The organism is Bradyrhizobium sp. USDA 376, assembly GCF_054063675.1.
The window spans coordinates 6,367,288-6,389,784 of the sequence record NZ_JBSSGN010000001.1 but is presented as its reverse complement, the minus strand read 5'-3'; the positions used below and the strand labels follow the sequence as shown (position 1 = coordinate 6,389,784).

At 61.0% G+C, this 22,497-nt stretch carries 24 protein-coding genes and 1 tRNA gene; 4 read left to right on the top strand and 21 right to left on the bottom strand.

Translation table 11 applies throughout. The annotated features are described in order from the left end of the window. Nucleotides 1-9: 9 nt before the first annotated feature. Entirely contained in the window at nt 10-390 is a 381-nt protein-coding gene (locus ACVJ19_RS29690) for a hypothetical protein (protein WP_453952722.1), read from the bottom strand. Nucleotides 391-1,322: 932 nt separating this feature from the next. Continuing rightward, complete coding sequence (locus ACVJ19_RS29685; RefSeq protein WP_453952721.1) at nt 1,323-1,532, bottom strand: hypothetical protein; 210 nt, start codon at nt 1,530-1,532, stop codon at nt 1,323-1,325. A 378-nt stretch (nt 1,533-1,910) separates the two neighbouring features. Between ACVJ19_RS29685 and ACVJ19_RS29680 the strand changes: the two genes are divergently transcribed. Further along, nucleotides 1,911-2,171 (top strand): hypothetical protein, encoded by a 261-nt coding sequence (locus ACVJ19_RS29680; RefSeq protein ID WP_453952720.1) that lies wholly within the window; start codon nt 1,911-1,913, stop codon nt 2,169-2,171. Between the two features lie 163 nt (nt 2,172-2,334). On the opposite strand, the gene ACVJ19_RS29675 is transcribed toward ACVJ19_RS29680, so the two are convergent. The 13 genes from ACVJ19_RS29675 to ACVJ19_RS29615 form a co-directional block, all read right to left on the bottom strand. Continuing rightward, nucleotides 2,335-2,784, bottom strand: coding sequence for a terminase TerL endonuclease subunit (locus ACVJ19_RS29675; protein ID WP_456739466.1), 450 nt, complete (start codon nt 2,782-2,784; stop codon nt 2,335-2,337). Further along, on the bottom strand, nt 2,684-3,916 hold the full coding sequence (locus ACVJ19_RS29670; RefSeq protein WP_456739465.1) for a terminase large subunit domain-containing protein: 1,233 nt from the start codon (nt 3,914-3,916) through the stop codon (nt 2,684-2,686). Before ACVJ19_RS29670 ends, ACVJ19_RS29675 begins: the two co-directional genes overlap by 101 nt. After that, nucleotides 3,916-4,341 carry a hypothetical protein gene (locus ACVJ19_RS29665; protein ID WP_453952718.1) on the bottom strand — a complete coding sequence of 142 codons (426 nt, stop codon included), beginning with the start codon at nt 4,339-4,341 and terminating at the stop codon, nt 3,916-3,918. The genes ACVJ19_RS29670 and ACVJ19_RS29665 overlap by 1 nt, the downstream gene beginning before the upstream one ends. Nucleotides 4,342-4,802: 461 nt before the next feature. Further along, nucleotides 4,803-5,642, bottom strand: a complete 840-nt coding sequence (locus ACVJ19_RS29660; RefSeq protein ID WP_453952717.1) for a hypothetical protein — start codon at nt 5,640-5,642, stop codon at nt 4,803-4,805. 193 nt (nt 5,643-5,835) lie between these two features. Next, a complete protein-coding gene (locus ACVJ19_RS29655) occupies nt 5,836-6,642 on the bottom strand; it encodes a LamG domain-containing protein (protein WP_453952716.1) in 807 nt (268 codons plus the stop codon). A 3-nt stretch (nt 6,643-6,645) separates the two neighbouring features. Then, entirely contained in the window at nt 6,646-7,347 is a 702-nt protein-coding gene (locus tag ACVJ19_RS29650) for an ATP-dependent Clp protease proteolytic subunit (protein ID WP_453952715.1), read from the bottom strand. After that, nucleotides 7,347-7,550 (bottom strand): cold-shock protein, encoded by a 204-nt coding sequence (locus ACVJ19_RS29645; protein ID WP_453952714.1) that lies wholly within the window; start codon nt 7,548-7,550, stop codon nt 7,347-7,349. Before ACVJ19_RS29645 ends, ACVJ19_RS29650 begins: the two co-directional genes overlap by 1 nt. A gap of 17 nt (nt 7,551-7,567) precedes the next feature. After that, complete coding sequence (locus ACVJ19_RS29640; RefSeq protein WP_453952713.1) at nt 7,568-7,807, bottom strand: hypothetical protein; 240 nt, start codon at nt 7,805-7,807, stop codon at nt 7,568-7,570. Beyond that, nucleotides 7,807-8,058, bottom strand: a complete 252-nt coding sequence (locus ACVJ19_RS29635) for a hypothetical protein (RefSeq protein ID WP_453952712.1) — start codon at nt 8,056-8,058, stop codon at nt 7,807-7,809. The genes ACVJ19_RS29640 and ACVJ19_RS29635 overlap by 1 nt, the downstream gene beginning before the upstream one ends. Continuing rightward, the gene (locus ACVJ19_RS29630) at nt 8,055-8,825 is read right to left on the bottom strand and encodes a hypothetical protein (protein WP_453952711.1); all 771 of its coding nucleotides are present in this window, start codon (nt 8,823-8,825) and stop codon (nt 8,055-8,057) included. Before ACVJ19_RS29630 ends, ACVJ19_RS29635 begins: the two co-directional genes overlap by 4 nt. A 240-nt stretch (nt 8,826-9,065) precedes the next feature. Beyond that, entirely contained in the window at nt 9,066-9,602 is a 537-nt protein-coding gene (locus ACVJ19_RS29625) for a hypothetical protein (protein WP_453952710.1), read from the bottom strand. Then, entirely contained in the window at nt 9,599-10,006 is a 408-nt protein-coding gene (locus tag ACVJ19_RS29620) for a hypothetical protein (protein ID WP_453952709.1), read from the bottom strand. Before ACVJ19_RS29620 ends, ACVJ19_RS29625 begins: the two co-directional genes overlap by 4 nt. Further along, nucleotides 10,003-11,088, bottom strand: a complete 1,086-nt coding sequence (locus ACVJ19_RS29615; RefSeq protein WP_453952708.1) for a VapE domain-containing protein — start codon at nt 11,086-11,088, stop codon at nt 10,003-10,005. The genes ACVJ19_RS29620 and ACVJ19_RS29615 overlap by 4 nt, the downstream gene beginning before the upstream one ends. A gap of 127 nt (nt 11,089-11,215) precedes the next feature. On the opposite strand from ACVJ19_RS29615, the gene ACVJ19_RS29610 reads away from it, so the two are divergent. Next, the gene (locus ACVJ19_RS29610) at nt 11,216-12,484 is read left to right on the top strand and encodes an IS256 family transposase (RefSeq protein ID WP_038952271.1); all 1,269 of its coding nucleotides are present in this window, start codon (nt 11,216-11,218) and stop codon (nt 12,482-12,484) included. On the opposite strand, the gene ACVJ19_RS29605 is transcribed toward ACVJ19_RS29610, so the two are convergent. Both ACVJ19_RS29605 and ACVJ19_RS29600 read right to left on the bottom strand, forming a co-directional pair. Next, the gene (locus ACVJ19_RS29605) at nt 12,485-12,628 is read right to left on the bottom strand and encodes a hypothetical protein (RefSeq protein ID WP_453952707.1); all 144 of its coding nucleotides are present in this window, start codon (nt 12,626-12,628) and stop codon (nt 12,485-12,487) included. 443 nt (nt 12,629-13,071) lie between these two features. Beyond that, nucleotides 13,072-13,305 carry a DNA-binding protein gene (locus ACVJ19_RS29600; RefSeq protein ID WP_453952706.1) on the bottom strand — a complete coding sequence of 78 codons (234 nt, stop codon included), beginning with the start codon at nt 13,303-13,305 and terminating at the stop codon, nt 13,072-13,074. Nucleotides 13,306-13,505: 200 nt separating this feature from the next. Between ACVJ19_RS29600 and ACVJ19_RS29595 the strand changes: the two genes are divergently transcribed. Next, nucleotides 13,506-13,994, top strand: a complete 489-nt coding sequence (locus ACVJ19_RS29595) for a hypothetical protein (protein WP_453952705.1) — start codon at nt 13,506-13,508, stop codon at nt 13,992-13,994. A gap of 64 nt (nt 13,995-14,058) precedes the next feature. After that, nucleotides 14,059-15,213, top strand: coding sequence for a tyrosine-type recombinase/integrase (locus tag ACVJ19_RS29590; protein ID WP_453952704.1), 1,155 nt, complete (start codon nt 14,059-14,061; stop codon nt 15,211-15,213). 76 nt (nt 15,214-15,289) lie between these two features. On the opposite strand, the gene ACVJ19_RS29585 is transcribed toward ACVJ19_RS29590, so the two are convergent. The 4 genes from ACVJ19_RS29585 to ACVJ19_RS29570 all read right to left on the bottom strand — a co-directional run bounded on the left by ACVJ19_RS29585 (nt 15,290) and on the right by ACVJ19_RS29570 (nt 22,491). Beyond that, a tRNA-Cys gene (locus ACVJ19_RS29585) sits at nt 15,290-15,363 on the bottom strand. A gap of 93 nt (nt 15,364-15,456) precedes the next feature. Continuing rightward, nucleotides 15,457-16,197 carry a tRNA-uridine aminocarboxypropyltransferase gene (locus ACVJ19_RS29580; RefSeq protein ID WP_453952703.1) on the bottom strand — a complete coding sequence of 247 codons (741 nt, stop codon included), beginning with the start codon at nt 16,195-16,197 and terminating at the stop codon, nt 15,457-15,459. A 37-nt stretch (nt 16,198-16,234) separates the two neighbouring features. After that, on the bottom strand, nt 16,235-19,342 hold the full coding sequence (locus ACVJ19_RS29575) for an efflux RND transporter permease subunit (protein WP_453952702.1): 3,108 nt from the start codon (nt 19,340-19,342) through the stop codon (nt 16,235-16,237). Continuing rightward, complete coding sequence (locus ACVJ19_RS29570) at nt 19,342-22,491, bottom strand: efflux RND transporter permease subunit (RefSeq protein WP_453952701.1); 3,150 nt, start codon at nt 22,489-22,491, stop codon at nt 19,342-19,344. Before ACVJ19_RS29570 ends, ACVJ19_RS29575 begins: the two co-directional genes overlap by 1 nt. Nucleotides 22,492-22,497 lie beyond the last annotated feature (6 nt).

The window sequence follows — 22,497 nt, the reverse complement described above, 5'->3', positions numbered from 1 at the left end:
CGAGGGGCGTCAGCCGGATTGCGGGTCTCTCCACCATACTGTGTATGTGAAGGACAGGACTTGGCGGCAATCAAATACCTGAACGTGACCGCTGATGATTTTCACTGAGAAGAAGGACGATGTGTCGTCCTCATAGCCGATGCATATCTCCGACGTCTCCCCCGGGCTCAACACCCAACTGCCCCCCTCGCCGTGGTGATGTAGGTTCGGTAACATACCGCCGATCCGGCATTCACGGTCGCGGTCGTATCCGTCCACCTGTTTTCCGCATACGGCGACACTAATCTCGTTGCGCGTTTTGGTTTCGCGTTCGTACACGCTGAGGACATCGCAGCGGCGATGGTAAGCGAACGCGACCGCAGCTGACGCCGCTCGGACATGCTGTTTCATATCGCCTACCTAATGCGGGACGGATGAAGGGCGGGATGCGCAGTGCGCGCCCGTGTCGTCACTGGCCGGCAACGATCGCCAGGGTAAGGGAGTCCAAAGAGCCCCACGGAGTCAGCTTGAAAAGGCTAACGAGGGCTGACGGTACTGCATCAGCGGTGGATCGGGACCCTACCCACTCTAGGGGGCCGTACTTTTTGATGGCGACAGAAATCCCTGTACGGCTTAAGCCCGCAAAGCCACCCTTTGATCTCGTCCGATTCCATCGGGTCTTCAAGCGCGCCCACTGAATGATGAGGCAACGCGGCGGCATTCGGGCATCCGGCGCACTTCGGAAACTGAAGGGCACACCAATTGTCTCCGGGAGATTTCGATAGATGCCTTAAGCAATTGGCCCAAGCGGGCTCGGATATGCGCATACGTCACCGCATTTAACGGCGGGAGCACAACACTCTCAGTCACCGGCGACGGCCGAACCAGGGTCCGGTGATAGAAAACATCATTAACTAGTTCTGGGTGAGAACCTTTGCGGTGGATCAAACTTCATGGCGAACGGGGATCAGGTGAACCGCAAAGCGCGGCAAATCGGCGGACTTCACCGGCTACTGGCAGCGACACAGCCCACTAGGCTTCCTCGTCCTCTGGCAGATTTGGAGAATCGTCTTGTTGAAGCCCTCTAGCGAGGCGGTCAAAAATGACGGGCGCGCTGATACCATAATAGAAGGCCGACCATAGGCTTGGGGCATCCATAAGGACGGGGAGCGGTCCGGCAGCCGCTACAGCGAAGAGTATCCTCGCACCAAGAAAAAATGGCTTCCTGTAGATTGGTGGGCAGCCACCGCCAGTTCTCACCGAAAGTCGGAGGGCAGATGCAATCTCAATTGCCGCACTGCCAAGCACCCCAAAGCTATAAGCTGTGAATGTCTCAATTGGCATCAGCCTCTATAGCGATGCCCAGCTCCCGCGCGCACATCGCCCCCAAATCGCAGAAATGAAACATAGAAAGACGTGTGCTTTAGAAATGCCTTCACGATCTTGTCATGATGCGTAATAGCAAGCACACCCACAGCTATATTGGCAAGACCCAACACAACCATAAATGACAAAGTGATGTATCCAAAGGATTCAAAAATTGCATCTGCCACGGTCTTGGCTCCGAGTTGAGGCGCGGGCTACGGGTGATGCTATCGGCACCATCAGGAACTTAGTCTTGCGGACTATGTTCCTCGTTCGGTTGCAGGAACCTTAATATTCTATCAAGATCGGGGGCTTTCAAGGCGCTTTTTTGGGTTATTTTGGGGTATTGGCCCTTTACATTAATCCCATTGTGGAGGCGAGGCTCTTCCAGACCCCGCCCGCTAGGGGCGATTCTGCCAACCCCTCCAAGCCTTCCTATCCATATCTATGGGAGGCCCCGACGCGCCGACGGTGTCATCGAATGTGGAGATGAAACCATGCGCGCACGAATACAGAGATTTTTGCTTGTGTCCCACAGGTGACGGCAAAGCCATGGAGCTAATTCTTTGACGCAGGATCCTATTTCGCACTCCGAACGGCTGGCGAGCGTCGCGGTTCTGATGCCGAAGGCGGTTGACCTGCTAAACCTTCTAAAGAAGCTTTCGGAGGAACACGGCGCCAGCGATGAATTATTGGAGCCCGCGGGCGCGAAATTGCGCGAAGCCTTTCGTGCGATCGAATCGAAGGACGCAATCACTGCCGATCGAAGCCTAAATGAAGCGGAGCAATTGCTCAGTCAGCTTCTCGCGAGAATGCCGCGTCAGTAGCCGCATGCACGACCTGTGCTTCCATCTGATCCATCTTAATCAGGTCAATCATCGTTAGGCAGTGCCGCGCGTAGTCCGGGTCGACAAATTGACAGCGAGCATACGTTCGCTGATATGCCTTGATCGCCTCATCGAAGTCGAATTCCTTCTCCACTCTTCGCTCCTACATGAATATCATCTGATACTTCCGTGGCGGCTTGATTTCCTCCAATGGCACTGCGCCTCGGGCCATTGTTAAAGCCACCATCCCATCAATCCGACCACCGCTGCGCTGTTTCGACAGTTTTCTATTGGATGAATCTTTGCCGTCGACAACTGCGTTCGCAGCGCACGTCGTCAGTACGGGATGGTTGCCGTGAGCTAGACGGCCATTGAGAACGTCCGCCTCGAGTTCGCGTAATGCAGGCGACATGCTTTGCGTGCCCTGACCAAATTCCCTAAACCGCTCCTCGATCATCGTTTCTGAGAAGCCTGCCTTCACGAGCCATGGTCGAAGGTGCTTGAAGTTCCACCTATCGAACGTGATCGTGCGGATGTTGTAGCGATCGAATTCGCCGCGCAGCCAGTCCGCCACGAATTCGTAATCGATGGATTTGCCCGGCGCCGCGAGCAAATGCCCCTGGCTTTTCCACAAATCCCCACGGGACTCGATCCTTCTTTGCCTTATCAGCGAGACCGTCCGCGGGAAGCCAAAACGTCGGCTTGACGTTCCATATCCCGTCAATTTTCCCAATCAAGACGAACGCCGTGAGGTCATTCACCTCCGAAAGATCGAGCCCTCCATACACTGGCAACGTCTTCGAGAATTCCTTCACCGGAGCGCCGCACGACTTCCATAGTTCGCGCGAAAAGAGTGGCGACGCGGCCTCAACTCTCCGATTCAACACCAGATTTTCATATTCGGATTGACGCGACGGCATCCGGCGCGCGTCTTCTGCCATCGCAAGAACTTCGACCTTGTTCATGAACAAGTGAAATGCCGGATTTGCTGCCTCGATTGCCTCGATCGAGAACGGGTCAAACTCCGGCGGCGCGGTGTCCAGGCGAATGACCGTGCGCTTATCGTGGCCGGCCTTGGCGTCGTCGATCAGCACCGATAGTAGGTCGGAGTCGGTGGCCGCCTGGGTGCTGATGATTACGGAAAGAGGCTCTTCCTGCGCCGCGACGGCGGTTTCCAACGCCTCGTACAAGCCAGATCGAACGCCGCGCGACTGCGCTAGCTCGTCATGGACAATTAGAGCGGGCGAAAGTCCATGAGCGGTCGGGACGTCGGCCGACAGTGCCCGATATTGTGTACCCAGCTCGGCGCAATATAACTGCTTGCCACTCTCTCGGATGCCGACGAATTCATTGAGCGTCGGCGATAGCCGGACGATTTTAGCCGCCAACGAGAACAGGATGGAAGCCTGATCCCTTGACTGCGCCGCGCTATAAAGTTGCGAATTTGGACGCGCTTCCGGGCCACAGATGTGAAGCAAAAGGATAATCGCGGCCTCGGTGGTCTTGGCGTTCTTGCGGCCTCGGCTGATGATCGCACGGCGCGTGCCGTGCGGATTGTCGTACACCGCGATAAAGTCGTCTCGCATGAAGGGCGCCAGCTTCAGCTTTTTGCCAACGTTCTTTCCCTCGGGAATGCGGCAATGCTTTTCGACCCAACGGATGTTTCGCTCTGCCCGCGTCTCGGCCCTCGCCAACTTCGCGCGCGTCGATTTCTTCCGAGTCTTTTTTCGGGGATGCGGTGCCATTAGTCCGGATCCCAAGGCCGTTTACCGGACACGACGGTCTTTTTCTTCGTTTTGTCGTAGGTCGCTTGCTGCGATAGCCGCATCCTGGTCGCCAGCGATGACAGTGCTCGACCCTCGCGTTCCTGCATGATCAGCAATTGATTGTAAGCGTCAACGTCGAAGTCCTGCTTCTTTGCTTTCATGACCTGTTCGATAAGCTGAGCCACGCGCCTGGCAGCGACAACATGCCTGCAATACTGCGAAAGCATTCCCCAGGTCTCACGGGGGAACCAGTCGGCCGGCAGTCGATTCACGATCGCACGCCATTCGTCGGACTGCTCGTCCGTCAAGTCATAGGGCGCATCCGGCCGAGGCACCGACTCCAATCTGGCGATAGCCGCGATCGAGACGGCCGCTGCAGCTTTTCTTCCCCTTGCCTTGACCATCCGTTTTTCTACCTAGAGACCTTTTTTGAGGAACTTTTGCGAAGGAAGTTGAAGCATGCGGTGGCGGAAGTAGGCCTACGACTTCAAAATATACCCCCCCCGGTATGCCATTGATATTACGCATGTCTTTTAGTTAGCCGGCCGCTGTTCGCAGGGTGCCGCTGATCCGTGGGCCAGCCGGACTCGTCCACCGCGCTACTAAAGCCGCGGCGTTCCGCGCGCTGCTTCGATGCATTGTGGTGCGGCTCGCATAAACTCTGAAATGGTCCAGACCAGAAGCGAACGGGGTCTCCGTTGTGCCTCTCGATGTGATCGCAGACTGTCGCGCGCACGCGCTCTCCGGATTCTAGGCACATACGGCAAAACGGCTCGGCCCGGAGCTGGGCAAGTCGAACGGACTTCCATCGCGTGGTCCAGTACCAACGTTGCCATGGCCGGGCTTGGCCTGCTGTTCTGCTCACTTACGGCACCCCGACTGCTGTCATGTAGGTGCGCAAGCGGTTGTAGAAGTTGGACACGTCAGTCGAGGTCATCTTGGACCCGAAGCCCGCCATCGCCTGCTGCGTGCCGCAGCCATTCGCGACTGGCGACCCTGTGCTGATTTCGTTAATGCCGAGCGTGTAGATATTGCAGTTGAGCAGGCGGGAGCTATCGCCCACACTGTCGACCAGGGTCGCGTTGTTGCGATAGCCCTGCTTCGAGCTGGAGCTGTCGCGGGTCGAGATATAGAAGCCGCTCGCGTCCGATGTGCTGTGGCTGTCCCCGATCGAGATGTGGCTATTACAGACCATGATAGGTCCCGCGCCGGAACCTGAGTTTTGCGGCCACACGTAATTGCCGTCACCAGGCCCGCCATTATTTTGGCCAATGGGCGGTGCAGCTGACCCCGCGTTGGGGATTTGCCAAGCGCAGATATGCGCGTCGTTTTGGGTGAACTTTGGCGACGTTGCCGTACTCGGATTGAAGCCCGTGTCCATGTAAATGGTCGAGCTGCTGTCCGTGCCCGTGAAGCCCCTATCAGTGGTAAAGGTCGGCGAGCCGTGCTGAGTTAGGTTGTAGGCGTTCTGCACCAGGTTCAGCATGGCCGTGGTGCTGTCCGCCGTGGCATAGATGTACAGCGCGTCGAGCTTCGACCAGATGACGTCTGTCACGAGCCCGTTGATCAGATCGGTGTACGCATTGGTGTGTGTTGCATCGAGGCCGGACGTTCTCGCCAGAAACGCGCTCGCCTCCGGCCCTGGCACAGATCCACCGCCGGCAGATCGAGCACCGCGACCGCTGCCCAAAAGAAGGATCGTCATTTTAGGAGCCCTTATATCCGTTGTAAAATTTCGAGAAGTCGAGTGAGTATGTAACCGCTGACGGATCGTAGTCATCGGGGTTCAAGAGCGACCCCGGAGTGATCACGACTGGCGTCGTTCCGATGCTCGATCCGATATTGCCGGGCTCATAAACGCTGCCGACGCAGTTATCGAGAATTGGCATTCTTGTTACCTATGAGCGGGGATATGGCGCAGTAGGCACCTTGAACCCGGCATCGCTGGCATAGCGAGCGGCACCCTTGGTGATGCGGAGTTCGTCAATAAAGCCGTTGAACCAGAAGCCGGTATTAAGAGAGTTGCCGCCAATCGAAAGTTGCGGAAAAGCGAAACCGGGATCATAGATCGTATGCGAGGCGCTGGTCGATCCGACCATCACTCCGTCGAGATAGATTCGATATGTCGATCCATCGTAGTCCACGCATACATGCTGCCACGAGCCGGTCGTTACCGTACCGCCAGCCGCGACGGCGAGGTTATCTGCGCCGGTGGTGCTGAGGTTCAGCGACAGCACGCCGCCGCTCAGATAGAAGATCCACGAAATGCTTCCAACGTCCTGCCAACGGCCACACAGAAATTGCGTCCCGGTCACACTGTTCGGGTAGATGAACATTTCAACGGTGAAATTGCCCGCACCAAAAGTCAGGTAGCCCAGTTCGGCTAGGGCGAGGTTGCCGATGAATCGGATAATTGAAGATCCGTTCAGCGACAGCGCGGACGAACCAAACTTGGAGTGCGTCGAACTGATGAGCGCGCCACTTCCAAGGCCGTTAGCGGAGCCGGACTGCGCAGTGCCCCAAAGATGTGGGCTTTCGTCGTTCATGCCGGGGGCGCCGGTTGAACCGTTGCTGCCGTTAAAGCTCATCAGCAGCACGACGTCGGACAGATACGGGTCCGAGCTGGGGATCGTACAACCGAGAAGTGCCACAGCCGTGAACTCGACCGTATAGTTGGCGCCGTGTAGCGTCTTGACGTCGTCCATTTTCTAGGTCGTCCCCTCAATCACGTTGACGAAGCCGCGCTCTAACGCCTCGGTCGCCGACCATTTGCGGTTCTCAATCATCCAGCGACGAGCGACCTCTTCAGACACACCCAGACGCGCCGTGAGTAACGCAACGAAGACATCGTCGAGATCGCTGAGTGAATTGTTCATGGCTTCCAGGTCCGCCGCAGGCAGCTTTCGCAAGGATTCAAATTGCGATCGGACGCAAATGCGGGCTGTCCGATGGATTAGGACGCTCCCATCAGGGACGATGCTTCGATGATCGGCCGCTAGCGCGATGTAAACGGCCCCACTGGAGCACCGCCCGACAATTCGGACTCTGACGCTGTATGGATGCTGCAGAAGCGCCACCGCAATCGCGAGCGCGCTGCGTCCGTCACCGCCTGCGCAGTCGATCTCGCAATGGATGCTGCGATTACCCGCACCGCTGATGGCCCTCACGAAACTGTCGGTGTCCCGCTCGGGAACTTGCCCAAGGGCTAGATCAATGCCCCTTGGTACTTTCGAGTAAAACTTCAGCGTGAGTGCTGGCTCTCGGCCCTCTGGCCGAGTCGCCAGATTCGGAAGGACCGGCAACGCCTTCTGCTTGCTTCTCGGACGCGCCCAGACTGTGTAGATGGTTTCGTCAGAGCGGGGCCGAGCAAGGTGTTCTTCCGCAGTCGGCAATTCGTTGACGTCTGCCATTAGACCAACCTAATCGCGTCCGCGCGCTCGCGACCATTGCGCTCGTCGATGACGAGATCGAATGTCACGGCTTGACCAGACTCGGGACGGAAGACTCCCGCCAAATGCTTTACATGTCCAAAGGTATCGGGGCCGCCGTCGTTTCGCTTAATAAAGCCAAAGCCGCGATCGGTATCCCACATCTTGATTTTGCCGGTGTACATTGGTGCCCGCGTTGCTCCTAATGAAGGCGTTCATCTGTGAAGTCGCGCGGCATCTCAGCAATCGCGCCAATTCTCCGACCGATTCGAATGAGCGCGTCGTGGCGCCACTGTTCGAGTGCGGCAGCAAGGTCGAGCATCTCACGTCGAAACCGTTCGTCGTTAATCCCAATGCCGGCGTCGTGCATCTGCATTGCGAACGAGCTCAGCGCTGCGTCGCGACGTCGGCACATTTCTTCATTGGCTTCGTTGATCGTCATCAGTGGAAGCCCCTCGCGATTGACGCCGCGTGTGCTTTAAAATGTTCCGGATCAAACGGCACGTCATCCGGCAAATCGAAACACGCACATGCCGCGTCGAGCTCGTCCTTAGTGTCGACATAGATCATGACGCTTTCGAAATCTTCGCAGAGAACGAAAGACACCTTTGATACGTGGCCGGACTGCCCGCGCAACGAGCGCTGCAAGAGTTCGCGGCGAATTCGCGCTTCTGCATCTTTGATTGAGGTCATCTCGCATCCCTCGCGTCGCGACCATCGCGACCTTTTTTTATTGCCAATCGCCAAATCGTTCCGTCACCGGGACGAATTCCCTTGCTCTCAACCTGCGCTACCCAGCCGGCGCCTTGGTATGAAACGAAGGACCCCGGAACGTAGACCTTGGCCTCATCCCAGACGCCGGCATCGACCATGACCGGTTTGGCTTCGAGCGCTTCGATCCGCTTCAAAATGCGCTGCTCAAGTTCTTTGCGGTTCTCGCGCCCCATCGCGACCAGCATTCGCATCTCGGCCGCCAGCATGCCGAGCGTGACAATGAGGGACTTAAAAAATGACTGTGTAAATCGAACGTCAATGTCCTGAGCCGCTTCCTTTTGGCGCCGCTCAAGATCTGAATTCACTTGCCCGAGCGACCATGCAGCGAGTTCCTGGTAGAGTCGCTTTTGTTCTTCTTCACTCTCCGGAAGCCTTGCGAGTCCCTCGAGTGGGTTGCTCAAGCTCTCGTTCTTGGTCGCGTAGACCGGCATAGGGATCGGCCCGACGCGAGGCGCCGAAGAGAGCTGTTTCGGCTCTTCTGATTTCTCACCGAGGAGATCGGAAACGAGCGCCTTCTCCCGCAAGCCATCGAGTCGCGAGATCTCAGACGTTATGGCACCCATCGCGGCTGACACGGAGCCATCCACTATGCCGCGCTTTGGAACGAGCTTGCCGTCCAGCTCAGTATAGCGCTGGCGTAACGCCGCGATTTTCGCTTCGATTTCAGAAAGGGAAAGCGTCGGCATCTTACCCGAGTTTCCGAGTATCGGGCTCTCGACCGTAGCGGCGCTCGTAGTCCAAATTCAGCTTAGCGAGGTGACGGGCCCTAGCATCCATCGGTCTAAACTCGCCAACTCTGCTAAGATCGAGATCACGCGCGAGCTCTTTCTGAAGATCACGGATCCGCATCAGGTCCCGAATTTCAGGCAACACCTTTACGACGGGTCGAATCCTGTACGTCTTCTGCAACTTGACAACGGGCACCACTACCGCTTCTCCTGTTCTGGCGACGACGCCGCGATGATCGATTTTGCGATTTCATTCATGCCGTCCAAAAGCGGAGCCGGCATAAACACCGCAGGCGTTCCGGCCTCTTTCAGAGCCAACCCTGTCGCGTTCAAACAATCGATCGCGTTGTCCAACTCGGCGATGGCAGTGACGATGCGCCGCGCTGCGGCTTTGCGGAGCGGACTCATTGCGTCCCGCACGGCAGTGGCATTCTCGACGCTGCACTCCCTGATCCGAGCCCGCACTACCGAGGCCGATCGGTTGAGCCTCGCGGCCTCAGAATTCAAGCTTTCGAGCCGGGCGCCGCCCGCGACTCCCTGGTCGGCCGCGATTTTCGCGCAGACGTCTGCTTGAGCGAGTTCGATCTCGCGCAACTCGGCTTCCGCCGCTACCATGGGCAGCGGCATGACGCTTAGCGCAGCCGCCTTGATCTGATCCGGTGTATTGTTCATCCGACAATCCTTCGATTGTCCGAGCCAATAGCACACGCGTCGCGCCAGATATGAAACGCTCATGAAACGCTCCGTAGCTTGCGGACGCGTTCCGACAACGCGTCGCTGATCGCCTGAGGACTTTCCGCTTCCATTGGATCGAGATCGCCCAACTCGATCAGCCACTCAGAAATGAGCCCAGGATTGCCCCTTATCGTCATGTCGGATTCTTGGTCGGCGCGAAGGGCTGCTTTCAACGCTCGGTGCTTGCGCACGCGCGCCGTGCTCGTCTTCTTCGGACCATGAGGCGCGTCACCACTGCAACCGGTTACAGTTGGCAAGTCTAAACCTCTATCGCGCGTATATAGATCTTTAGCTTTCTTACTGGTGACAGTGGGTACAGTGGTGGCAGCCCTTGCAGTGCCGGCATTTTCGGTGTCACCGGTTTGTTCGGCGTAACCGGTTTTGAGTGGTGGCAAAGAGGTCATTCCACCCCTCCCCGCTTGTATCGCCAAGACTGCTTGCCACCAGTACGCACCTGGACCCGGCACCACCCATGCGCCTTAAGGCAGCGGGCGACACGGTTCTGCTCGACCTGCCCCCAGCGCGACCGATCGATGCAGACCGCCTCAGTGAGCACCTCGGCGACAGACACGCTCGTCCGGGTCTCAACGTATGCGATGATAACATCCCACCAAGGATCATCGATCAGACGTTCCCGCTGCTCTCGTTGAGCCTGCTCGACAACGTCGCGCCGGATGAACCACCAAGGTGCACCGCCGACGTAAAGCCTGTAAGCTTCCGCCCAAAGCTGGTCGCGGTCCCGCTCCAGTCCCGCCAAATCAATTCTGGTCGCCTTCACCGGCCAAAACCGGCGGTTACCGGTGTCGTCCTTCAAGTAGCTGTCGTTGTTGGTGCTACCGACGAATACGCAACTGCGCGGCATCTCCACGACGCGGGTGCCGTAGGGCGGCCGGAAGCGGTCAGTAGTGCGGGAAACCCACGCTTTGACGCGACCGACTTCAGCGCGCGAATAGGCGTCCAGCTCGGCGATCTCGAGCCCCCAGACCCCCGCCAACTGCATCGCCGAGTCCTTCGATCCCAGATCGGCAATCTCATCGCAGAAGAAGTCTCCGAACAAGATCTTGAGCGCTCGTGATTTTCCGATCCCCTGCGGACCCTCCAGGATTGGAACATGGTCGTGCTTACATCCCGGATTGAGAATTCGCGCAACGGCGCCAATCATGAAGCTGGTGCCGACACTCGCAGTGTACTTGTCATCCTGCGCGCCAAAGTACGCCGCGAACATCGTTCGCAGCCGGAGCTTCTCGTCCCAACTGCTGTGCTCTAGATAGTCGCGGACAGGATGAAATGGACGCTCCCTGGCGACGCGGTCCACTGCCTGCGATGTGGTAGCGACCTTGGTGGGAATGCCGGCAAGCTGGACGTGCTCGGTGGCGGCGAGATCGTCTTGGGCGGTCCAAGCCCGCGAAACAAAGCTCGCGGGGTCAAAATCCCACGGCGGAGCCGAAACCAGCATGACGCGCTGCGCGAACTCGTCGAAAGCCAAAGCGGCTTGTAGCTCTGGCGCGCATCGAAAGAGCTATGGCGGAATCTGGGTGATGACGGTGTGAGGAAGGCGGCGTATCGAGGCGGGTGACGAGCCTGCCAGAACCTCTCGAGGAGAGCGATACGCCATGACCGAGACTACCAATGTTCTTGCTTTCCGTCAGCCGTCCGCGGTTGATGATCCACTGACCGATATCGTTCGTGCCGGCGCGCGGGACCTGCTTGCCAGGGCGATCGAGATCGAGGTTGGCGCGTTTCTGGCCAGCACGGCCAATCTGACGCTGCCCGACGGTCGAGCGCGCCTGGTCCGACATGGGCACGGTCCGGTGCGCGAGATTGCGACCGGCATCGGTCCGGTGGAGGTCGCTCGTCCCAAGGTCCGCGACCGCGGAGCGAGCGGGCCAGGCGACCGCCTCCGCTTCAGTTCGGCAATCCTGCCGCTATGGGCGCGGCGGACGAAGAGCCTGGATGCCTTGATCCCGGTCCTCTATTTGCGCGGCATCTCGACCGGCGACTTCCAGGAGGCGCTCTCGGCGCTGCTCGGCAAGGATGCGCCGAACCTGTCGCCTTCGGTGATCGCCGGCCTGAAGGCCGATTGGCAGGTCGAGTACGAACGCTGGCAGAGACGCGATCTGTCGGCGCGTCGCTATGTCTACATCTGGGCCGATGGCGTGTACCTGCAGGCCCGCATGGAAGATCACAGCGAATGCATGCTGGTGCTGATTGGCACCACGCCGGAAGGCAAGAAGGAGCTGATCGGCTTCCAGGTCGGCGTGCGCGAGAGCGCGCAGAGCTGGCGCGAACTCCTGATCGACCTGCGGCAACGCGGGTTACGGATTGCCCCGCAACTCGCCATCGGCGACGGCGCCCTCGGCTTCTGGAAGGCACTGGACGAGGCCTTTCCCGGCACGCGGCACCAACGATGCTGGTGCCATAAAGTGAGCAACGTACTCGACAAGGTCGCCAAATCCGTGCAGGGCCCCATGAAGAACGACCTGCGGAACATCTATCTGGCCCCACACCGGGCCGAAGCTGAAACCGCGATCGACGTCTTCGTCGAGAAATACCACGTCAAATACGGACGTGCGGTGGAGTGCCTGATCAAGGATCGCCATGCGCTGCTCGCCTTCTTCGACTTCCCTGCTGAGCACTGGATCCACCTACGCAGCTCGAACCCGATCGAGAGCGTCTTCGCCACGGTGCGCCACCGAACGGTGCGGACCAAGGGATCGCTGTCGCAACAAACTGCGAAGCTGATGGTGTTCAAGCTCATCGACGCCGCATCGAAGACCTGGCGGCGATTGAAGAGCACGAACCAGTTGCCGAAAGTCATCGCCGGTGTAAAGTTCATCGACGGAATCGAAGTCATTCCGAACACTGAAAGCCACGCCGCCTGATCAGGCCGCGTCACCCAAAATCAGCCATAGCTCGCATCGAAACATCGCGCAGACGTTCGCCAAAGTGCCATGCGGCGCTCCGCTGCCATAGCGCTGCAAATCCTTGGTCCAATCCGGCGGTGGCAGGCTGACAACATTGCTCATGCCCGTGACTCACCGAAATGAAGATGGGCGATCGTTGCCGCCGTATCTCGAGGCAGAAAGAACCGTGTGGCTAAGCGACGCTGTTGAATTTCTTCAGTCGGTATGGCAATCTCTTCGGGCTTTGCGAGCGCTTTAGAAATTGCGAGAGGGTTGCCCTGGACGGCAACCCTTTCTGCGTTAGGGAGCAAGCTTCACCTCCCCTTGAACGAATTCACCGAGAACGCGTGCAGCTGCTGCCGCGCAGTCCTCCTGCGCGATGGGCGCCGAGGTGAAGGCGATGTCCCCGCCACCCGAAACATGAGAGACCCGAAAGACCGTCTCCCCAGTGCACCGATCGGACAGCGAGCGCACGGTCACAACGCCGCGAAGTTGGCGAATGTCGGCCGCATAGATCGGATTGCGGCGGAGCGCCGACCCGCGCGATCTCGCGCTGCGCCCCATCATCACGCCACCACCTCCTCGATACCGAGCAACTTACGGAGGGGTGCCGTCGGAATGAGGATCATCTTGCCCTGACGGAAGCAGGTGATTTCACCTGCCCTGCAGGCGTCATAGACGCTATTCCGTGCTCCGAATGCGCCCGTAGCAACGAGGTCGTCGGGCCGGACCACCGCATTTTTCGTCAGCAGATGTTCGATCGTATCTCGTTGCGAAGCCTTATCGTTCGGAGTTGCCATATCTCGCTCTTGATATGCGGCGGGGTTGAAAATGGACGCTTGCTGCCGCTACGTCCCAAATAACCGTTGACGATAGTCCCCGCTACAGATAAATATCAGATTAGATATGGTTGTGTATCGTTTTTCAAAAGGCGCAATTCATGGCTCGTGGCGGTAAACGACCAGGCTCAGGGCGAAAAGCGGAAGGTGACCGCGTTGCCATGCTCGTAAGGATTGACCGCGATCTCGAAGCGAGGATCAAGCGGGCTTGCAATGGTCAGTCGATGTCCAAAACCGCGGAGCGCCTGCTGCGCTCGGCGCTTAACGATATTGAGAATGGTGACGATGCCGCCAATAACGCGTTGGGGTTTATCGTGGCGCAAGCAGCAAACGCGGCGGGATGGAACGATCGAAACTGGCGCAATGACGCGTCCACGACGCGAGCCCTTAAGCTTGCACTCCCCATCATCATCGACTTGCTGGCTCCGCCCGGAGAGGCATCAACACGCGATGAGCACCCCCTATTTCGCTCAGCCGATGAGCACGCGCGTCAAATCTTCTTTTGGATCGTTAATCGCCTCAAGGAGCGCGGAGACGAATACGGATCCGACTGGCCAGCCGGCCACCCGCTCCGCAATTTCCCTCGGGCCGCAGATGCCCTAAATTTTACAGGCCTTGTGGCCACCGCGACGCGAAAGGTGGCGCCGTGAAGACGCGTGCGACTAAGTTTGATGAGCGCGTCATTCCGCGCGCCCTAGAGAAAGCGAGAGGGCAATGACCGGACACGTCAGACGCCGCGGCGGATCCTCGTGGGAAATTAAGTTTGATCTCGGCGCCGATCCGCTCACCGGCAAGCGTCGCATTCGATATGTGGCGTTCAAAGGGACCAAGCGCGCGGCTGAGATCGAGCTTGCTCGCCTAGTAGCTCAAAACGCCGCGGGGGAAGGCGTCGACCCATCAAAATCGACGGTGGCAGAATTTATCGAGAGATGGGAGCGCGACTGGGCAACTGCCAATGTTGGACCGAAGACGCTCGAGAGATATCGCCAGCTATTGCGGCTATATGTCAGGCCGCGCATCGGCGCGGTTCGCATTCAAAAGCTGCGCGCGGTCCATCTGAATGAGCTTTATTCCACCCTGCTGCGCTCAGGCGGCCAGGACGGCGCTGCTCTTTCGGCTCGCTCGGTCGGACATGTTCACCGCGTTCTGCATCGCGCGCTTGGTCACGCCGCTACCTGGGGTGTCGTGTCGCAAAACGTTGCCTCCCTCGTTGCGCCGCCGCCGGTACCCGACGAGGAGATCAAGATCCTCACAGAGGACCAGATCGGCGCGATTCTGCGTCACCTTGAAGGCCGCACGCTTCGCCCGATCGTGTCATTTCTTCTCGGAACCGGGGCGCGTCGTGGCGAGGCCCTGGCTATTCGCTGGGGAGATGTGAACTCTCAAAAGAACGTAGTGCGGATCGAGCGGTCGCTGGAGCAGACGAAGGGATCCCTCAGGGTCAAGTCGCCCAAGACAAAGAACGGTAGGCGCAGCGTGACAGTTTCCCCGTGGTTGGCGGCTGAGCTGCGCTCCCATCGGGCCCGCCAAGACGAGCGCCGGCTGGCTCTTGGGATGGGCCGCGCGCCTGATGACAGCCCAGTGTTTGCCGGATGGAACGGTGAGTTCCGGTCGCCTAGCCGGCTCAGCCAGGATTTTGCGGCAGCCATGGACGCGCTAAAGATCGATTGCACCCTGCATGGTCTCCGCCACACCCACGTTTCGCAGTTGATTGCGGCTGGCCTCGACGTCCTGACGATTAGCCGGCGAATCGGGCACGCCTCTCCAGCGATCACGCTGAACGTCTACAGCCACATGTTCTCGAACACGGACACGCGCGCGGCCGACATTATGGAAGCAACGTTCGCCAAGATTCGCGGCACAGAGTAGGAACAGATTTGCTACCCTACCGGTGGCAATCCGGTGGCAATGAATTTTTGGCTATGCGCTAAGCATTTGAAATTATTGGAGGCCACGACCGGAATTGAACCGGTGTACACGGTTTTGCAGACCGTTGCGTAACCACTCCGCCACGTGGCCCCGTAAGGGCGGACCAATATAGGGGATCAATGGCTTAGGCAACCGCCTTCGTCCGACTTTGGCGGCGATAGCCTCTTCCGATGTGGACCAAACTCAAGCGCGCTTGCTGCGCCGGAAATCGCGGCGGCGGCCCTTTGCGGCGGGCTTTGGCGCCAGTTCCGGCATCTCGGCCTGGACTTCGCGGTAGCGGGTCAGCATCCGTTCGAAACTGGTATGCAGTGCCTCGGCGATGTCGGGGCGCCGTTCGAGGCCGGCGAGGATCGTTGCGGCCGCTTCGATGGTCGAGAGGCCGTCGCGGCGCGGTTCCTTGCGCAGGCGTCCGTAGCGCGAGGGACTCTGCGGGTTCAGGACCACGCGCTGGCATTTCAGCATCCAGGGATTGCGCCACCACAGCGCCTTGGCCTGGCTCCAGGTGCCGTCGAGCAGCACGACGCCCTCGAGCTTGCCCAGGATCGCGCGCTGGTTCTCCGCGACCTCGCCCTTGCGGGTCAGCGCCACGATCTCGCCCTCGGCCTCGAGATCGGCCGCGCGGGCCGAGCCGAGATAGAGCACGCCCCAGCGCGCGGCATTCTCGACCGGCCGCCCCAGTGCCCTTGACAGACTTGGCCAGGACAGGCCGACCCGCACTGTGGCATCGGCAAAGTGCTTCGCAAGCAGCCGCGCGGTGCCGAGCGCCCTGTCCTGCTCCTGCGGATGCTGCAGGATCAGCAGCGAGAGCCGGTTCTCAATGGGCGTGACACTGTCGCAGATGCACAGCGGCATCGGCTTCTGGCAGTGCGGGCATTCGGGGATCGGCTCGGGCGCGACGGCCGTCGTCTCGGATGGGTTCGACATGGTCGCCGCTATACGCTTCGCACGGCGCTGCAACAACCTATTCCGCCGGTGCGGGCAGCGGACGCGCATCGGATCGGCGCCGCAGGCGGTCGATCAGGAGGTAGATCACGGGCGTGGTGTAGAGCGTCAGGATCTGCGAGACGAACAGGCCGCCGATGATGGTGATGCCGAGCGGACGGCGCAGCTCCGTGCCGGGGCCGGTCGCGACCACCAGCGGAATGCCGGCGAACAGCGCCGCCATGGTGGTCATCAGGATCGGACGGAAGCGCGCCTGGCAGGCCTCGAAGATCGCTTCCGCCGAGGACAGGCCGCGCTGACGCTCGGCGTCGAGTGCGAAGTCGACCATCATGATGCCGTTCTTCTTGACGATGCCGATCAGCAGGATGATGCCGACGAAGGCGATCACCGTCAGCGGCGTATTGGTGATCTGCAGGGCCAGCAGCGCCCCGAGGCCGGCCGAGGGCAGCGTCGAGATGATCGTGAGCGGATGGGCAAGGCTCTCATAGAGCACCCCCAGCACGATATACATCGCCACCAGCGCGCCGAGGATCAAAAGCGGCTGGCGGCCGCTGGTCCTGGCGAAATCGCCGGCATTGCCGTCAAAGCTGCCACGGATGCCTTCGGGCATGTGCAGCTCCTCGACCGCACGCTGGATGTTTTGCGTGGCGACCTGGAGCGGTACATCGGGCAGCAGGTTGAACGACACCGTGGTCGAAGGAAACGACTGCGAATGATAGACCGCGAGCGCGGCGAGCCCCCGCGTCGCGTGCACCACGGCCGACAGCGGCACCTGCACATCATTGGCGCCGGCGACATAGATGCGATCGAGGTTGGAGGGATCGACCTGGAATTTCGGGTCGATCTCGAGCACGATCATGTACTGGTTGCGCTGGGTGTAGATGATCGAGATCTGCCGCTGCGAGAACGCGTTGTTCAACGCATTGTCGATGTCCTGGACCTTGACGCCGAGTGCCGAGGCTTTCTGGCGGTCGATCGACAATGTCAGCTGAAGCCCGCCGGGATCGCGATCGCTGGAGATGTCGGTGATGCCTTCGACGCTCTCCATGCGCTTGGCGACGATCGGCGCCCATTTCTGCAACAGGTCGAGATCGGTCGAGGAGAGCGTGTACTGGTAGTCGGAATCGCTCTGCCGCCCGCCGGCGCGCACGTCCTGGGCGGCGAACATGAAAAGGCGGATGCCGGGCACCGGATACAATGCACGCCGGAGCCGGTCGATCACCACCTGCGTCGAGACGTGGTCGCGCTCCTCCGGAGGCTTCAGGCTGATGAACATGGTGCCGCGGTTCGAGGTCGCCGCCCCCGGCCCTCCGCCTCCGCTGCCGACGGTCGAGCCGATGCCGGCCACGGCCGGATCCTGCATCACGATATCGGCGAGCCGCTGCTGCAGGCCCAGCATCGACTGGAACGAGATGTCGGCCGAGGCGCGCGTCGCGCCGATGACGAAGCCGGAATCGTCGGTCGGGAAATAACCCTTGGGGACCTTGATGTAGAGCGTCACCGTGAGGCCGATGGTGGCGAAGAACACCAGCAATGTCAGCATCGGATATTCCAGCACGGTCCGTAAGCTCCGGGCGTAGAAGGCGACGATGCGCGACAGCGAGCCCTCGATGATCCGGTCGAACAGCGTCGCGGTGCCGGAGGTGGTCTGCCGGATGTAATGCGCGCAGATCATCGGCGTCACCGTCAGCGACACCAGCGTCGAGACCAGGATCGCGAAGGTCAGCGTCAGCGAGAATTCGCGCAGCAGGCGGCCGACGATGCCGTCCATGAAGATCAGTGGCGTGAAGGCCGCGATCAGCGACAGGCTGATCGAGACCACGGTGAAGCCGATCTGCTTGGCCCCCTCCTGCGCCGCCTGGAACGGCCGCATACCGTGCTCGAGATTGCGGAACATGTTCTCGATCATGACGATGGCGTCGTCGACCACGAAGCCGACGGAGATGGCGAGCGCCATCAGCGACAGATTGTCGATCGAGAAGCCCGCGACCCACATGCCGGCGCAGGTGCCGGCCAGCGCCAGCGGCACCGAGATGCCGGCCGCGATCGTCGGCGTCATCCGCCGCAGGAACACGAACACCACGACCATCACCAGAACGGCCGTCGCCAGCAATGTCCATTGCATGTCCAGCACGCTGGCGCGGATCGTGCCGGTGCGATCGACCAGGGTCGAGATCTCGACGCCGGCCGGGATCCACTGCTTCAGCTCCGGGATCAGCGCCTTCACCCGGTCGACGGTGTCGATGACGTTGGCATCGCCCTGCTTGGTGATCTGGATCAGCACCGCCGGCTGCTTGTTGAACCAGGCGATAGAGCGGGCGTTGCGGACGGAATCCTCGATGTCGGCGACGTCGGAGAGCCGGACGAAATTGCCGTTCGAGCTCTTGATGACGATGTCGCGGAACTCTTTTGCCGTGCGCATCTGCTTGTTCAGCGACAGCGTCTCGCTCTGGCGCTCGCCGTTGAAGATGCCGACCGGGCCGAGCGGGTTGGCGTTGACGATCGCAGTCCGCACGTCGTCGGTGGCGATGCCGGCGTTCGACAGCGCGACCGGGTTGAGCTGCACCCGCACGGCCGGCTGGTCGGCGCCGCTGACCGTCACGTCGCCGACGCCAGGCACTTGCGAGATGCGCTGCGCCAGCACCGTATCGGCCACGTCGTAGATGGCACTGGCGGACAGCGTTTTAGAGGTCAACGCCAGCACGAAGACGGGCGCACCGGCAGTGTTCGCTTTGCGAAAGCGCGGCAGCGTCGGCAGATCGCTCGGCAAGTCGACCAGCGATGCGTTGATGGCCGCCTGCACGTCCCGCGCGGCCTTGTCGATGTTGCGGCCGATGTCGAACTGGAGCTGGATGTTGGTCGTGCCGAGCGAACTCGTGGACGTGATCTGGTTGATGCCGGCGATCTCGCCTAAACGCCGTTCCAGCGGCGAGGCCACCGTCGCCGCCATCACGGAAGGGTCGGCGCCCGGCCGGCTCGCCGAGACGAAGATCGCGGGAAAGTCGACATTCGGGACCGAGGCGACGGGCAGGAACTCATAGGCGACGACACCCAGCAGGAACAACCCGATCGACAGCAGCGTGGTCGCGACCGGGCGGCGGATGAAGGGCTCCGAGATCGATGCCATCACTGCATCCCCTCGGTCGCGCCCGCGACCGGCGGCCCGCCGGATTCGGCCGGCGGCAGCGCCTGCTCGAGGCGGCGGTTGATGCGGTCCAGCGCGAGATAGATCACGGGCGTGGTGTAGAGCGTCAGCAACTGGCTCAGCAAAAGGCCGCCGATGATGGAGATGCCGAGCGGAAAGCGCAGCTCAGCGCCGGTCCCGCTCTCGATCGCGAGCGGCAACGCGCCGAACAGCGCCGCCAGCGTCGTCATCATGATCGGGCGGAAGCGCAGCAGGCACGCCTGCACGATCGCCTCGTTGGGCGACATCCCCTGCCCGCGCTCGGCCTCCAGCGCGAAGTCGATCATCATGATCGCGTTCTTCTTGACGATGCCCATCAACAGGATGATGCCGATCAGGCCGATCACCGAGAGGTCCTGCCCGCACAGCACCAGCGCCAGGATCGCGCCGACGCCGGCAGAGGGCAGCGTCGACAGGATCGTGATCGGGTGGATATAGCTCTCATAGAGCACGCCGAGCACGATGTAGATCGTGATGACCGCGGCGAGCAGCAGCCAGGGTTGACCGGCGAGCGCCTTGGCGAATTCGGCTGCGTCGCCGGCATAGACCCCGACGATGCTGTTGGGCATGCCGATCCGGGTCTCGATCGTCTTCACCGCCTCGACGGCATCGCCGAGCGCGGCCCCCGGCGCGAGGTTGAAGCTGAGCGAGACCGACGGGAATTGCGCCTGGTGCGAGATCGCGAGCGGCGCCGTGGTGCGCTTCAGCGTCGCCACGGCCGACAGCGGCACCTGGGCGCTGGGCGCGCCGACGGTCGTGCTCGCCGCGCCCGGCAGATACAGTTTTGACAGGATCGAGGGATCGCGCTGGTACATCGGCAGCGCCTCCAGCACCACGCGGTACTGGTTGGCCTGGCCGTAGATGGTCGAGATCTGCCGCTGCGCGAACGCGTCGTTCAGCGTGTCGGTGATGGCCTGCAGGCTGACGCCGAGCTGGCCGGCGCGGGTGCGGTCGACGTCGAGCTGCGCGCGCAGGCCGCCTTCCTGCGCCTCCGAGGAGACGTCGCGGAACAGGGGATCGCGCCGCATCTCTGCAACCAGCTTGCGCGCCCATTCCGACACCAGCGCCGCATCGGTGCCGGTCAGCGTGTACTGGTATTGCGAGCGGCTCGACTGGGTCGAGATCTGCACATCCTGCACCGGCTGGAAATAGACGGTCATGCCGGGAATGCCCGCCACCCGCTCCTTCAGCCGGGTCACGACCACGCCGACATCGTCGCGCCGCTCGCCGCGCGGCTTCAGCGTCATGACCAGGCGCCCGACATTGGTGGTCGGGTTGACCGAGCCCGCGCCGATCACGGAGACCACGCCGACCACGTCAGGATCGGCCTTGATGGCGTCGGCGGCCTCGGCCTGCCGCTTCTGCATCTCCGCGAACGACACGTCGGGTCCGGCCTCCGTCACCGCCGTGATCGAGGCGGTGTCCTGCAGCGGCAGGAAGCCTTTTGGCGCGACGACATAGAGCACCAACGTCGCAATCAGCGTGGCGAAAGTCACGACCAGTGTGAGGCGCTGGTGTTGCAGAACCACAAGCAGCGTGCGGTGATAAAACTCGACGGTGCGGTCGATGAAACGGCTGATGGCGGCAAGGCCCGGCACCGCCAGCTCCTCGTGCGCGTGCTTGAGCAGCCGCGAGCACATCATCGGCGTCAGCGTCAGCGAGACCACGGCCGAGGTCACGACCGCGATCGTCAGCGTCAGCGCGAATTCACGGAACATGCGCCCGACGAGGCCCGACATGAACAGCAGCGGGATGAACACCGCGATCAGCGACACCGTCAGCGAGATCACCGTGAAGCCGATTTCGCTGGCGCCCTTCAGCGAAGCTTCCATCGGGCCGTCGCCGTTCTCCATGTGACGGACGATGTTCTCGATCATCACGATGGCGTCGTCGACGACGAAGCCGGTGCCGATCGTCAGCGCCATCAGCGACAGATTGTCGAGGCTGAACCCGGCGAAATACATGATGCCGAAACTCGTGATCAGCGACAGCGGCAGCGCGACGCCCGCGATCAGCGTGGCCCGCAGCGAGCGCAGGAACAGCAGCACTACCAGCGTCACCAGCACCACGCTGAGGATCAGCGTGAACTGCACGTCGCGCACCGAGGCGCGGATGGTGACGGTACGGTCGGAGACGATGGTGAGGTTCACGCCGGCGGGAATGGCGCGCTGGACTTTTGGGATTTCGGCGCGGATCTGGCTGACGACGTCGATGACGTTGGCGCCGGGCTGGCGCTGGATGTCGATGATGACGGCCGGCGTGCCCTGGTACCAGCCGCCGGTGCGGTCGTTCTCGAGGCCGTCGACGATCTGCGCGACGTCGGCGATCGTGACCGGCGAGCCGTTGCGATAGGCGATGATAACAGGCTTGTAAGCGTCGGCGGCGGCGATCTGGTCGTTGGCAGCGATGATGTAGGATTGCTGCGCGCCGTCCAGCGAGCCCTTCGGCCCTGATACGTTGGCATTGGCGATCGCGGTGCGCAGATCCTCCATGGCGATGCCATAGGCGGCAAGCCGCGCCAGATCCGCCTGGATGCGCACGGCCGGCTTCAGCCCGCCGAGCACGGAGACCCGGCCGACGCCTGAGATCTGGCTCAGCCGCTGCGCCAATAGCGTGTCCGCGATATCGCTCATCGCCCGCAGCGAGATCGTGTCGGAGCGCAGCGCCAGCGTCATGACCGGCGCATCCGCCGGGTTTACCTTGGCGTAGGTCGGCGGGTAAGGCAGCGTCTTGGGCAGCACGCCGGCGGCCGCGTTGATCGCCGCCTGCACGTCCTGCGTCGCGCCGTCGATGTCGCGGTTGAGGTCGAACTGCAGCGAGATCTGGCTGACGCCGAACGAGCTCGTCGAGTTCATCGCCGACAGCGACGGGATCTGGCCGAGCTGCCGCTCCAGGGGCGCGGTGATCAGCGAGGCGATCACGTCGGGGCTGGCGCCCGGCAGCTGCGTCGTCACCTGCACGGTCGGGAAGTCGACCTGCGGCAGCGCCGAGACCGGCAGCGCGAAATAGCCGAGCAGCCCGCCGATCAGCAGCGCGATACCGAGCAGCGAGGTCGCGATGGGCCGGCGGATGAAAGGTTCGGAGACTCCCATGGAATA